This window comes from Pseudomonas sp. NPDC077408 (genome assembly GCF_050269105.1).
Lineage (GTDB): Bacteria > Pseudomonadota > Gammaproteobacteria > Pseudomonadales > Pseudomonadaceae > Stutzerimonas.
The window spans coordinates 171659-183727 of sequence record NZ_JBNNHS010000008.1 but is presented as its reverse complement, the minus strand read 5'-3'; the positions used below and the strand labels follow the sequence as shown (position 1 = coordinate 183727).

Below are 12069 nucleotides of genomic sequence, written 5' to 3'. Positions count from 1 at the left end.
GTCACGCTGATCGAATTCGACAGCCAGCTACGCGCCGATGCCGTGCTGCAGAAGAAGCTGCACAGCCTGCCCAACGTCACCGTGGTTACCAGTGCGCTGACCAGTGAAGTCATCGGCGATGGCAAGAAGGTCACTGGGCTGACCTACAAGGACCGTAACTCCAGCGAATTCCATGAGCTGGAGCTGGAAGGCATCTTCGTGCAGATCGGCCTGCTGCCGAACTCAGATTGGTTGAAGGGTACGGTAGAGCTGACGTCGCGCGGCGAGATCATCGTCGATGCGCGTGGGGAGACATCACTGCCGGGTATCTTCGCTGCAGGTGACGTCACCACCGTGCCGTACAAGCAGATCGTCATCGCTGTTGGCGAGGGCGCCAAGGCCTCGCTGAGTGCCTTCGATCACCTGATCCGCAGCTCCGTCGAAGACTGAGCGTCGAGGTAAAAAGAAAGGGGAGCAGGCCATGGTCTGCTCCCCTTTTTATTTGCTGCTTTTCTTGAATCAGACTTTGCGTTCGAGGTCCGCCACGGTCCCATTGATCCAGTCTTCGGCGCGCTGATTGAGCTCAGCTGCTGCACGAGGACCTTCGCTCTCAGCGTGCATGGCTGGGCCGATTACAACCTGGATGGTCCCAGGCCGTTTACCCCACCCTGACTTCGGCCAGAACGTACCGGCATTGTGTGCTACCGGCAAGATCGGGAGTTTGGCGTTGACTGCCAAGGCAGCACCGCTGCGCGAGAACTTGCCAACCTGCCCGACAGGAACGCGCGTCCCCTCTGGAAAAATCAGCACCCAGGCGCCTTGCTCTAGCCGCTCCAGTCCCTGTTTCGCAACTTGGCGCAATGCCTCTTTGGGGTTCTCACGGTCAATCGCAATCGGCTTGAGCAGCCGAATCGCCCAACCAAAAAACGGGACGTTGAGCAATTCACGTTTGAGTACCTGGCTCAACGGCTCGAAGTAGGCGGAAAGAAAAAACGTTTCCCAGGTGCTCTGGTGTTTGGAAAGAATCACGCAGGGCTTTTCCGGAATGTTCTCCGCGCCGCTCACCTCATAGCGCAGGCCTACGATGGTCTGCGCTAACCACACGGCGCTACGACACCAGGTCTGGACCACGAACCGGTAGCGCGTGCGGAACGACATGAAGGGTGCGAAAACCAGACTGACCAAACACCAGGCGAAGGCCGTGAACGACAGCAGCAAATAGAACAACAGGATGCGTATCGGCAGCAAAACGTTCATCGTTTGGCTCCCAACAGATGATCGACCACAGCTGCCAAATCATCGAACACCTGGGTGCCGGTTGGTAGCGGGCCTTTTGCAGTCTTCGAGCCCTTTCCGGTGCGAACCAGGTAAGGAATGCCGCCGAGGCGCATCCCTGCGTGCAGATCGCGCTGGCTGTCGCCCACCACAGGGACACCTGTGAGGCTTTCAAGATGAAAGTGCTCGGCGATCTGCTCGAACAACCCGGGCAGCGGCTTGCGGCAATCACAGCCATCATCGGGGCCATGCGGGCAATGCACGATCAGATCGACGCGGCCGCCCTCCTCCATCACCAGCTGCTGCATTTTGAAATGCATGTCGCCGAGTGTGGTGGCGTCGAACAGGCCGCGGGCAAGGCCGGACTGGTTGGTGGCAACTGCCACCGTCCAGCCAGCCTCGCATAGCCGTGCGATCGCCCTGATCGAGCCCGGGATCGGAATCCATTCTTCCACGCTCTTTACATAGGCGTCGGAGTCCTCGTTGATCACGCCATCGCGATCCAGCACGATCAGCTTCACCGGCTTAGCCAAGTGCGGAAATATCGGCAACGCCAAGGAACAATCCTCTCAACCGGGCAAGTAAGGCATAGCGGTTGGCGCGAACCGAAGCGTCTTCGGCGTTGACCAATACCGCCTCGAAAAAGGCATCCACCGGACCGCGCAGGTGCGCCAGACGCTCGAGCGCCTCGCGATACTGACGATCCGCAGCCAGGGGCTGCACGGCTTGTTCGGCCTGCTGCAGCGCAGAATACAAAGAGAACTCGGTGGCATTGTCGAAGTAACGGGGCTCGACGGTTTCCGGTAGCTTTGCTTCGAACTTGCTCAGCAGATTCGAGACGCGCTTGTTCGCAGCCGCCAAGGCTTCGGCTTCCGGCAGATTGCGGAACGCCTGTACGGCTTGCACGCGCTGATCGAAGTCCAACGCTGAGCCCGGCTGTACGGCACGAACCGATAGATAGGACGCTACCTCGACACCCTCGTCTTCGTACCGCGCACGCAAGCGATCAAAGATGAAATCGAGGACCTGATCGGCCAAGCCTTCAGTCTTGACCTGACTTCCGAACTGGTTAATAGAGAAGCGCACGGCAGCAACCAGATCCAGATCCAGACGCTTTTCAATCAGGATGCGCAGGATGCCCAGGGCCGCGCGGCGAAGCGCGTAAGGGTCCTTGCTGCCGGTGGGAAGCATGCCAATGCCAAAGATGCCTACCAGCGTATCCAGCTTGTCGGCTGCCGCGAGGATGGCACCTGTGTGGGTAGTCGGCAGCTCTGCACCCGCCCCGCGGGGCATGTACTGCTCATTCAATGCCAGGGCGACGTCAGTGGGTTCACCATCGTTGACGGCGTAGTAATAACCCGCAATTCCCTGCATTTCCGGGAATTCGCCGACCATCTCGGTGGCCAGGTCGCATTTGCTCAGCAGGCCCGCGCGCGCCGCCCACTGGGCATTGCCTTCGGTGCGTTCGGCGATGAATGCGGCCAGCCTGGAGACTCGCACCGCCTTGTCGTACACAGTCCCAAGCTGGGCCTGGAATACCACGTTTTTCAAGCGTTCATTGAAGCTGTCGAGCTTCTGTTTCTTGTCCTGCTTGAAGAAAAACTCGGCGTCGGTGAGGCGAGGACGCACCACTTTCTCGTTACCCGCAACGATCTGAGCCGGATCCTTGGATTCAATGTTGGCAACTGTGATGAAGCGCGGCAGCAGCTTGCCGTTGGCGTCCAGCAGGCAGAAGTACTTCTGGTTGTCCTGCATGGTCGTGATCAACGCTTCCTGTGGTACTTCCAGGAAGCGTTCCTCGAACGAACACACCAGCGGTACAGGCCATTCGACCAGCGCGGTCACTTCGTCCAACAGCGCTGGCGGCACGATAGCACTGCCGTTCTGCTCGCTGGCCAGCTGCTCGACACGCTTGGCGATCAGCTCGCGGCGTTCGGCAAAATCGGCAATGACATGAGCGCCGCGCAGGTCTTCCAGATAGCTCGTCGGCTTTGAAATGCGTACTGGGCTCGGGCTATGGAACCGGTGGCCGCGCGATTCGCGACCGGCGCGTTGAGTCAGGATGGTGCAGTCAACGACCTGATCACCGAATAGCATGACCAGCCACTGGGTTGGCCGGACGAATTCTTCCTTGCGAGCGCCCCAGCGCATGCGCTTGGGAATTGGCAGCTCGTTAAGCGATGTCTCGACGATTGCGGGCAGCAGCTCAGCAGTCGCCTGGCCAGGTATCGAGCGGCTGTACCGGAGTTTGGGGCCGCTGCGGTCGACTTCGGCAAGGTCCACGCCGCACTTGCGCGCAAAGCCCAGGGCGGCCTGGGTCGGTTCGCCTTCGGCGTCGAACGCCGCCTGCAGCGGCGGCCCGTCGAGGTTGATGCTGCGATCAGGCTGCTCGGTGTCGAGTTGCTCGATCAGCACGGCGAGGCGTCGGGGTGCGGCAAACGCCTGTACCCGGCCATGCTTGAGACCAGCGTCCTTCAAGCCTTTCTCGATGCCCGTGCGAAACGCGTCGGACAACTTGCCTAAGGCCTTGGGCGGCAGCTCTTCGGTGCCGAGCTCGACCAGGAAATCCAGTGCACTCATTCTGCAGCCTCCAGCTTGGCCAGTACTTCGTCACGCAGGTCCGGGGTGGCCATGGGGAAGCCGAGTTTGGCGCGTGCCTGCAAATAGCTCTGCGCCACCGAGCGAGCCAGTGCCCGCACGCGCAGGATGTACTGCTGCCGCGCAGTCACCGAGATGGCCCGGCGAGCATCCAGCAGGTTGAAAGTATGGGAGGCCTTCAGCACCATTTCATAGGTGGGCAGCGGCAGCTCCAGTTCGATCAACCGGTTGGCTTCCGATTCATAGAAGTCGAAGAGCTCGAACAGCTTGTCGACATTGGCGTGTTCGAAGTTATAGGTGGACTGCTCCACCTCGTTCTGATGGAACACATCGCCATAGGTGACGGTGCCGAACGGGCCGTCCGTCCAGATCAGGTCGTAGACCGAGTCGACGCCCTGCAGATACATCGCGAGTCGCTCGAGACCGTAGGTGATTTCGCCGGTAACGGGATAGCACTCAATGCCGCCGACCTGCTGGAAGTAGGTGAACTGGGTGACCTCCATACCGTTGAGCCAAACCTCCCAGCCGAGCCCCCAGGCGCCCAGCGTCGGCGATTCCCAGTTGTCTTCGACGAAGCGCACGTCGTGTACCGAGGTGTCGACGCCGATGCGACGCAGCGACTCCAGATACAGGTCCTGGATGTTGTCCGGGTTGGGCTTGAGCACGACCTGAAACTGGTAGTAGTGCTGCAGACGGTTGGGGTTCTCGCCATAACGACCATCGGCAGGGCGACGCGAAGGCTGAACATAGGCTGCGTTCCAAGTTTCAGGACCGACAGCACGCAAGAATGTGGCGGTGTGGAAGGTGCCGGCGCCCATTTCCATATCGTAGGGTTGCAGAACCACGCAACCCTGCTCTGCCCAGTAGCTTTGCAGGGCAAGGATCAGGTCTTGGAAGGTGCGCATGGCAGGCGTAGGCTGGGTCAAAAGTTCACCTGTGCTGGCTTCGACAGAAAGCCTCGGAGTATACCCGATAACGGCTCGAACCCGTGGCGACGCGTGCTCTACGGCGTAGCGCCGGTCGCACTTCCGATCTGCTTTTCGCCCCGTTCAAGGATCTGAAAACAATGCCGCGTTGCGCCTGGTGCAGTGACGACCCGTTATACATTGACTACCACGACAGCGAGTGGGGTGTTCCCACCCGTGATCCTCAGGTCCTCTTTGAATTTCTTATTCTTGAAGGCGCACAGGCGGGACTGTCCTGGATCACGGTGTTGCGCAAGCGAGAGCGTTATCGCCAGGTGTTGTTCGGCTTCGATCCGAAGCGTCTGGCACAGATGACCGATGCCGAGATCGACGAACGCATGCTCGACGCCGGCATCATCCGCAACCGTCGAAAACTCGAAGCCGCACGGCGCAACGCCCAGCTCTGGCTGGAGTTGGACGACCCGGTGGGTTGGTTATGGTCCTTCGTCGGGGGCGAGCCGAAGATCAACCATTTCGAGTCGATCAGCCAGATGCCGGCGGTGACCGCCGAAGCCGAGGCCATGAGCCGTGGGTTGAAGAAGGCCGGGTTCGGCTTTGTCGGCCCGACCATCTGTTACGCTTTTATGCAGGCGTGCGGCATGGTCATGGACCACACCACTGACTGTGATCGTTATCCCGCTCTGGCGCGTGTACCGGCCAGGCACCCAAACGGCTGTGATGCCTAAGGGGTAGCCAATCGCGCTAAGCAGTTACAATAGCGTCTTTGATTTCGGGAGAGATCCTTGGACAAGCTCAAAGGTGCGCTGGTGGTTGGCTTTCTGCGCCTGTTCGCCCTACTCCCCTGGCGCGCAGTTCAGGGGTCGGGTCGCTTCATTGGCTGGCTGATGTGGAAGCTGCCGAACCGTTCTCGCGAAGTCGCCCGGATCAATCTTTCCAAGTGTTTTCCAGAACTCGACGCTGCCGAACGCGAGCGTTTGCTCGGACAGAGCCTGCAGCAGATCGGCATGGCTTTTACGGAGAGTGCCTGCGCCTGGATCTGGCCAGCAGACAAGACGCTGCGGCTGGTCAAGGAAGTCGAGGGGCTGGAAGTGCTGGAGCAAGCTTTGGCTTCAGGTAAGGGAGTCGTAGGCATCACCAGCCATCTGGGCAACTGGGAAGTCCTCAATCACTTCTATTGCGCGCAATGCAAACCGATCATTTTCTATCGCCCGCCGAAGCTCAAGGCGGTCGATGATCTCCTGCAACGCCAGCGTGTCCAGCTGGGCAACAAGGTCGCGCCCTCGACCCGAGAGGGCATCATCAGCGTCATCAAGGAAGTCCGAAAGGGCGGTGCCGTGGGCATACCAGCGGATCCGGAACCCAGCGAGGGCGCCGGCGTTTTCGTGCCGTTCCTTGGCACACAAGCGCTGACGAGCAAGTTCGTGCCTGGCATGCTGACGGGCGGCAAAGCGGTAGGTGTGTTCCTTCACGCGTTGCGCTTGGATGATGGTTCGGGCTACAAGGTCATTCTCGAAGCGGCACCTACCGCCATGTACGACGAGGACATCGAGGTCGCAGTGGCAGCCATGAGCGGCGTCATCGAGCGCTACGTGCGGTCTTGGCCGAGCCAATACATGTGGACCATGAAACGCTTCAAAAAGCGGCCAACCGGCGAAAAACGCTGGTACTAACGACAGCTCACCCAGCAAAGGGACTTCCATGGGAAACCCGAATCAGCGGCAGCATCCACGCGCACCCATGAAGTGCCGTATCCGCATTGCCCACGAGTCATTTGGCGAGGTGTTCGCGCACACCCGCGATCTCTCGGATGGCGGTGTCTACGTCAAACATCCGCAGCTGACCGAGTTGCAGCCGGGCATGACGGTCAGTGGGCAGGTGCAGGATCTCCCCATACCCGCCCCTGTGCTGCAGATGGAAGTGATGCGTGTCGATGCTGAGGGTGTTGGCTTGCGCTTCGTCCAGCCCGATTAATAGAAGCTTGGCAGAGTGTGCGACCGGCTGGCGCTAGCTGCCGGCCTGTTTGTTCAGCTTGCGGAGAAACACATCCATTTCCTTCTCGGCCTGCTTGTCGCCGTGTGCCTGCGCCGCGAGCAGGCCTTGTTCCCAGGCACGCCTCGCGCCGTCGAGATCCCCACAGTCCTTTAACGCCTTGCCGAGCAGCTTCCAAGCGGCAGAGTATTTCGGATCCTGTTCGACGCAGCGTTGCAAATGAACCGCTGCTTCAGCTGAGTCCCCAAGATCCAGGTAGCCCTTGCCAAGCCCGAAGCGCAGCATTGGATTGTCCATGCCCTTGCCAAGCATCTTTTGCAGCGATTCGATCATTGCGTTCCCCTGGGAAATCTTTCCTAAAACAGCCGGTGAAGCAGTGACGTACTCTGACCACTAGCCTAGCTCGCCTGGGTTACCGCACTGAGAAACTCTTGTGTGCGGGTCTCCTGGGGGTTGCCGAACAGCTCGTCCGGCGTGCCCTGTTCGTGGATCCTGCCTTCATTGAAAAAGCATACCCGGTCAGCGAATTCCCGAGCGAAGCCCATCTGGTGGGTCACCATCAGCATGGTCAGGCTGTGCGCATCGCCCAGTCTACGGATGACATTGAGCACTTCGCCGCAGAGCTCCGGATCCAGCGCAGAGGTGACCTCGTCGAACAGCATCACCTTGGGTCGCATCGCCAGTGCTCGGGCAATGGCTACGCGCTGTTGCTGACCACCTGACAGTTGCGAGGGATAGTGCTCAAGTTTGTCTTCCAGCCCCACCATGGCCAGCAATTCCTCGGCGCGCTCGCGAGCTTCCTTCTTCGACAGGCCGAGCACCTGCACTGGTGCTTCCATCACGTTCTGCCGGGTGCTCATGTGCGGAAACAGGTTGAAGCTCTGGAATACCATGCCCACCTTGCCGCGGACCCTGCGCAGATGCCGCGCGTTGGCGCGGACCAGATTGCCACTTGCATTCGGCATGTGAGTCAAGGGTTCGTCATCGACCATGATTACGCCCTCGTCGATGTCTTCCAGGGTCATCAGTGCACGCAGCAGGGTTGATTTGCCGGAGCCGCTGGGGCCGATGATGGCGACCTTCTCACCCGTTCGGACATCCAGGTCGAGATGGTTGAGCACCGTCAGGTCGCCGAAGTGTTTGCTCACATCCCGAAACTGCACCATCAGTTCCGGCTCGTTGGCAGGGCTGGTTGAGTTCTGGGTTTCGCCGGCAGGCGTCGATGCGTTCATCGGGCTAGCTCCATACGGTTTTCCAGTCGGCGTACGAACCAGGCGAGGCCGAGGCTGAGAATGAGAAAGAACAGACCGACCATGGTGATCGGTTCCAGATAGCGAAAGTGCTCCGAGCCGATGTTCTTGGCCCGCTGCATGATTTCCACCACGGTGATGGCCGAGAGCACGGGCGTGTCCTTGAGCATCGAGATCATGTAATTGCCCAGTGCTGGCAGGATCGGTCGCAGCGCCTGTGGCAGGATCACCTTGCGGTAGGCGTTGAGCGGCTTCATGTTCAGCGCCGTCACCGCCTCCCATTGCGCGCGGGGTACTGCATCGAGCCCGGCGCGATAGACCTCCGCGGTGTAGCAGGCGTAATGCAGCGCGATGCCGATGATGCCCGCCTGCAACGCGGTCAGATTGAAACCATAATTCGGTAGGACGAAAAACAGGAAGTACACCTGAATCAACAGCGGTGTGCTGCGGATGAACTCGATCAAGCCAGTCATCGGCCAGGACAGCCAGCGATGCCGGCTGCGGCGTCCCACCGCGAGGAACAAGCCCAGCACGATGGCGATGGAAAACCCGGCGATGGTAATGCCGATGGTTTTCAGTGAGGCATCGAGCAATCTGGGCAGGATTTCCCAAGCGAACTCCCAATCGAAGAAATTCATGACATGCCTCCCCGCATACGACCGCGCGCCAGGCGCCGCTCAAGGGTGCGCATGGAGAAATTGATGATTTGGGCGAGAACGAAATACATCACCAGCGCCAGGCCAAAAATTTCAAGGGTCATCAGGGTTGCCTGGTCCAGCTGGCGTGCACGGAACGCCAGATCGGACAGCGTAATCAGCGACACCAACGAGGTGTTTTTCAGCAACTCGATCAGCAGGTTGGTGCCTGGCGGGATCGCCGCCAACAGCGCTTGCGGCAGGATGACCCTGCGCAGACGCTGCCCAGCGGTCATGTTCAGTGCCTGGCAGGCTTCGTACTGCCCTTCGTGCACCGACCGTATGGCACCGCGCAGCACCTCCGCGCCGTAGGCGCCGATGTTCAGCCCGAGGCCGATCACCGCAACATTGAATGCGCTCATGGCGATGTTGAACGGTGGCATCGGCAGCACGAAGTAGAGCCAGAACAGCTGCACCAGCAGCGAACTGCCGCGGAACACTTCAACGTAGACGATGGCCAGCCAGCGCAACGGCTTGATCGGCGACAGTCGACCCAGCGCGCCGATCAGCGCGGCGACTATGGCCAGAAGGGAGCCAAAAAAGGTGATTTGCACGGTCACCCAGGCTCCTTGCAGCATGAGCGGGAGTAGTTCGTTCATCGTGGATTTCCGGTTAGCGGCGCGGCGATAGGAGCAGGTCGCCCGTCAGGCTTGGCTGCTTGGTGGCGAAGATCGTGGCGCCGGGTAGCGTTACGCGACGGGCAACAGGCCAGTCGAAAGCGGTCGCATCGCAGGGTTGCGACGGAGCCGGAGAGAAGGGGTTGAGCTATCTGAAGGCTATTCACGTGGGAGCCCGGCAGGGCTCAAAAGCCCGCGCCGGTTCCTTGTTCATGCGCCATTGGATCAGGCGCTGCAGAGTTCCTCAGCGGTCTTGTCGGTGATGTTCGAGCGGTCGAAGCCAAAGGGCTCGACGGTTTTCAGATGATCATCGCTGCCAAGCCATTTCTTCAGCTCCGCGTTGACGGCGTCACGCAGCGCCTTGTCTTCTGGACGGAACGCCAGCGCGCCGTAACCGGTGTTGGCCGGATCGTCCTTGAAGTCATCCGTGGCCTCGACCTGATCCCCGGCTTTCTCGGCCAGGCCTCTCATGGTCAGCTGCGTGCCCACTGCCGCGTCGGCGCGACCGGTGCGCACAGCCTGCAGTTGCGAGGTGGTGTCTGGGACCTGAACGATCTGCGAATCCTTGATACCCGCCTTGCGCGCGTAGTTGAGGTTGACCGTGCCGGACATGATGGCCAGCTTGATCGACTCATCCTTGGCGATATCTTCGTAGCTCTGCAGTTGCTTGGGGTTGCCAGCCTCGACCAGCAGGGTGTCCTGCAGCTGATAGTGCGGATCGGTAAACAGCACCTGCTTGCAGCGCTCTGGGGTGATGTACATACCGGCGGCGATCAGGTCGAACCGGCTGGCACGAAGACCCGGGATCAGCGAGCCCCATTCGGTCAGCACAGGTTTGATGGTTTCGATACCCATCTTCTGAAAGATCTTCTCGACAATTTCCGGGGATTCGCCGGTCACGCTGCCATCAGTGGCGGTGTAGGCGAACGGTGTTTCGTTGGCATAACCGATCCGGACGCTGCTCTTTGCCTTGATGTCGTCGAGGGTATCGGCCTGGGCCAGGCCGCCGAGGGAAAAGCCGGTCAGTACGGCTGAGGCCAGCAAAAGCTTGCCGAAATGGAAAGGACGTGCGCGATTCATCGTGAATTCTCCTGTGCTTTTTATCATTCGCCGGCAACAGAACCAGCAGTTTGGAGGGCAGCTTCAAGAGCATCAGGACAGGGCATTCCCTGCCTCGACGCGACGTTGGACTTCTTTTTCTATATGAGGTGCGCCGCGTTTCGCTGTCCGAGCATAGCAAAAGCGGTTTTCCCCAAAGGATTGCACTAGGACAATTGCATGACATTGCGCTTCAGCTGATCCTGTCGCCTCGACAGAGGTGGAATGTCATGCACAACTGGAAACAGGCCTTGCTGGCTGCCCATGGCGGCGGATCGAAATACAAGCTGCTGGTCACGGCCATCGCAACCGACATTGAACAGGGCGAGCTCATCGACGGTCAGCGGCTGCCAACCCAACGCTTGCTGGCCGAGCAGCTGGGCATCAGCGTGCAAACGGTGACTAACGCCTACAAGGAACTGGAGCGCCAGGGCTGGGTGCGCTGCGAGGTCGGACGCGGCAGCTTCGTTAGCCGGCGCATCAGCGAGCGGGTCGCCACCTCCATGCTCGACCGCGGCGAACAATCACTGCTCGACTTTTCCACGGCCCGCATCGTTCGCAGCGAACGCCATGACCGCTACTGGCGGCAGACCTGCGCAGAACTGGCCGCCGAGCACGAGCAGCCGTGGATCCATGCCTGCCGGCCAATCGCCGGATTCGAACATCACCGCGAGGCCGGCGTGCAGTGGCTTGCCGGGTTGGGACTGGGTGTTGAGCCGCAGGACCTGCTGCTGACCAATGGCGCTTCTCAGGCGATCTTCCTGGCCCTCGCCTCGCTCGCCGGACCTGACGACCTGGTGCTCTGTGAAAGCTGTACAGATCACGGTGTGATTGGTACCGCTCAGGTGCTCGGCTTCAAACTCCAGGGTGTCGAGGCGGATTGCGACGGTCTCGACCCGGAGCATTTCGAGGATATCTGCGCCAACGAGCGGGTCACCGCGCTGGTCTGCACGCCGAACCTGAATAACCCCACCAGCAGCTTGATGCCCGACACGCGTCGCCGCGAGATTGCTAACATCGCGCGCCGTTATGGTGTCTACGTGATCGAAGACGACGTGTACGGCCCTTTGCTCGGCGGCGACCGAGCGGGCCCACCGCTCAGTCACTACCTGCCGGAGTTGTCGTTTTATTGCACCAGCCTGACCAAGTCGGTGCTGACCGGCTTGCGCCTCGGCTACCTGGCGATGCCTCGGCGGTTGGCGTTGCGTACCGAGAGCATCTTCAGGGTCAACAGCTGGATGGCAGCCCCGTTGCTGGGTGAGATCGCGACGCGCTGGATCGAGCGCGGCCGTGCCAGGGAGCTGGTGAGCCTGCAGCGCGAGCTGGTCGCTGGCCGACAGGCTGCGGTGACCGCCGAGCTGGGTGATTATCTGCGCGGCAGCCATCCTGCCTCGCTCAGTGCCTGGCTAGATGTGCCCGAACACTGGGATCTCGACGCCCTGCAGCATGAGTTGCGAGCGCGTGGGATCGCGCTGACGCTGCCTGATCCCTTTCTTCCCCCTGGCAGCCCGCGGCCCAGGGCAATGCGCTTGTGTATCGGCGCTGAATGCAGCGACCAGCGCTTGCGCACGGGGCTGGCAAGCATACGAGACGTGTTCGAGCAGTACCCGGAAATCCATGAGTTTCGCGGTGCTCGCTAGCC

General features: G+C 60.4%; 14 protein-coding genes. 5 read left to right on the top strand and 9 right to left on the bottom strand.

Annotated features, from left to right (window positions below):
* Positions 1 to 429 (top strand): FAD-dependent oxidoreductase (locus ACQKEK_RS18710; RefSeq protein WP_499167667.1); only part of this gene is annotated, 429 nt, incomplete at its 5' end.
* 69 nt (positions 430 to 498) lie between these two features.
* On the opposite strand, the gene ACQKEK_RS18705 is transcribed toward ACQKEK_RS18710, so the two are convergent.
* Genes ACQKEK_RS18705 through glyQ form a run of 4 tightly spaced genes read right to left on the bottom strand, consistent with a single transcriptional unit; the run spans position 499 to position 4778 of the window.
* Positions 499 to 1236 (bottom strand): lysophospholipid acyltransferase family protein, encoded by a 738-nt coding sequence (locus tag ACQKEK_RS18705; protein ID WP_499143978.1) that lies wholly within the window; start codon positions 1234 to 1236, stop codon positions 499 to 501.
* A complete protein-coding gene (gene gmhB / locus ACQKEK_RS18700; protein WP_499144092.1) occupies positions 1233 to 1775 on the bottom strand; it encodes a D-glycero-beta-D-manno-heptose 1,7-bisphosphate 7-phosphatase in 543 nt (180 codons plus the stop codon). Before gmhB ends, ACQKEK_RS18705 begins: the two co-directional genes overlap by 4 nt.
* Before the next feature lie 4 nt (positions 1776 to 1779).
* Positions 1780 to 3834: a glycine--tRNA ligase subunit beta gene (gene glyS / locus ACQKEK_RS18695; RefSeq protein ID WP_499143979.1), complete on the bottom strand. Its 2055-nt coding sequence runs from the start codon at positions 3832 to 3834 to the stop codon at positions 1780 to 1782.
* Positions 3831 to 4778 carry a glycine--tRNA ligase subunit alpha gene (glyQ, locus tag ACQKEK_RS18690; RefSeq protein ID WP_128122034.1) on the bottom strand — a complete coding sequence of 316 codons (948 nt, stop codon included), beginning with the start codon at positions 4776 to 4778 and terminating at the stop codon, positions 3831 to 3833. The genes glyS and glyQ overlap by 4 nt, the downstream gene beginning before the upstream one ends.
* Positions 4779 to 4918: 140 nt before the next feature.
* Here glyQ and ACQKEK_RS18685 point away from each other — a divergent pair, with 140 nt between their 5' ends.
* The 3 genes from ACQKEK_RS18685 to ACQKEK_RS18675 are packed head-to-tail and all read left to right on the top strand — an operon-like array spanning position 4919 to position 6749.
* Positions 4919 to 5503: a DNA-3-methyladenine glycosylase I gene (locus ACQKEK_RS18685; protein ID WP_499143980.1), complete on the top strand. Its 585-nt coding sequence runs from the start codon at positions 4919 to 4921 to the stop codon at positions 5501 to 5503.
* A 57-nt stretch (positions 5504 to 5560) separates the two neighbouring features.
* Positions 5561 to 6448 carry a lysophospholipid acyltransferase gene (locus ACQKEK_RS18680; protein ID WP_499143981.1) on the top strand — a complete coding sequence of 296 codons (888 nt, stop codon included), beginning with the start codon at positions 5561 to 5563 and terminating at the stop codon, positions 6446 to 6448.
* Between the two features lie 28 nt (positions 6449 to 6476).
* The gene (locus ACQKEK_RS18675) at positions 6477 to 6749 is read left to right on the top strand and encodes a PilZ domain-containing protein (protein WP_499143982.1); all 273 of its coding nucleotides are present in this window, start codon (positions 6477 to 6479) and stop codon (positions 6747 to 6749) included.
* Positions 6750 to 6782: 33 nt separating this feature from the next.
* On the opposite strand, the gene ACQKEK_RS18670 is transcribed toward ACQKEK_RS18675, so the two are convergent.
* From ACQKEK_RS18670 to ehuB, 5 genes are all read right to left on the bottom strand, one after another.
* Positions 6783 to 7100, bottom strand: a complete 318-nt coding sequence (locus ACQKEK_RS18670; protein ID WP_128122037.1) for a tetratricopeptide repeat protein — start codon at positions 7098 to 7100, stop codon at positions 6783 to 6785.
* 65 nt (positions 7101 to 7165) lie between these two features.
* Positions 7166 to 7999, bottom strand: a complete 834-nt coding sequence (gene ehuA / locus ACQKEK_RS18665) for an ectoine/hydroxyectoine ABC transporter ATP-binding protein EhuA (RefSeq protein WP_127838040.1) — start codon at positions 7997 to 7999, stop codon at positions 7166 to 7168.
* Positions 7996 to 8655, bottom strand: a complete 660-nt coding sequence (ehuD, locus tag ACQKEK_RS18660) for an ectoine/hydroxyectoine ABC transporter permease subunit EhuD (RefSeq protein ID WP_127838041.1) — start codon at positions 8653 to 8655, stop codon at positions 7996 to 7998. The genes ehuA and ehuD overlap by 4 nt, the downstream gene beginning before the upstream one ends.
* Positions 8652 to 9311, bottom strand: a complete 660-nt coding sequence (gene ehuC / locus ACQKEK_RS18655; protein WP_128122038.1) for an ectoine/hydroxyectoine ABC transporter permease subunit EhuC — start codon at positions 9309 to 9311, stop codon at positions 8652 to 8654. Before ehuC ends, ehuD begins: the two co-directional genes overlap by 4 nt.
* A 243-nt stretch (positions 9312 to 9554) precedes the next feature.
* Positions 9555 to 10409 carry an ectoine/hydroxyectoine ABC transporter substrate-binding protein EhuB gene (gene ehuB, locus ACQKEK_RS18650; RefSeq protein ID WP_499143983.1) on the bottom strand — a complete coding sequence of 285 codons (855 nt, stop codon included), beginning with the start codon at positions 10407 to 10409 and terminating at the stop codon, positions 9555 to 9557.
* A gap of 248 nt (positions 10410 to 10657) precedes the next feature.
* Between ehuB and ehuR the strand changes: the two genes are divergently transcribed.
* Entirely contained in the window at positions 10658 to 12067 is a 1410-nt protein-coding gene (gene ehuR, locus ACQKEK_RS18645; RefSeq protein ID WP_499143984.1) for a MocR-like ectoine utilization transcription factor EhuR, read from the top strand.
* Positions 12068 to 12069 lie beyond the last annotated feature (2 nt).

Coding starts and splice junctions, on each gene's coding strand:
- ehuB (WP_499143983.1), bottom strand. CDS start 10,409: ATGAATCGCGCACGTCCTTTCCATTTCGGCAAGCTTTTGCTGGCCTCA.
- ACQKEK_RS18685 (WP_499143980.1), top strand. CDS start 4,919: ATGCCGCGTTGCGCCTGGTGCAGTGACGACCCGTTATACATTGACTAC.
- ACQKEK_RS18675 (WP_499143982.1), top strand. CDS start 6,477: ATGGGAAACCCGAATCAGCGGCAGCATCCACGCGCACCCATGAAGTGC.
- ehuD (WP_127838041.1), bottom strand. CDS start 8,655: ATGAATTTCTTCGATTGGGAGTTCGCTTGGGAAATCCTGCCCAGATTG.
- ACQKEK_RS18705 (WP_499143978.1), bottom strand. CDS start 1,236: ATGAACGTTTTGCTGCCGATACGCATCCTGTTGTTCTATTTGCTGCTG.
- ehuR (WP_499143984.1), top strand. CDS start 10,658: ATGCACAACTGGAAACAGGCCTTGCTGGCTGCCCATGGCGGCGGATCG.
- ACQKEK_RS18670 (WP_128122037.1), bottom strand. CDS start 7,100: ATGATCGAATCGCTGCAAAAGATGCTTGGCAAGGGCATGGACAATCCA.
- ehuA (WP_127838040.1), bottom strand. CDS start 7,999: ATGAACGCATCGACGCCTGCCGGCGAAACCCAGAACTCAACCAGCCCT.
- glyS (WP_499143979.1), bottom strand. CDS start 3,834: ATGAGTGCACTGGATTTCCTGGTCGAGCTCGGCACCGAAGAGCTGCCG.
- ehuC (WP_128122038.1), bottom strand. CDS start 9,311: ATGAACGAACTACTCCCGCTCATGCTGCAAGGAGCCTGGGTGACCGTG.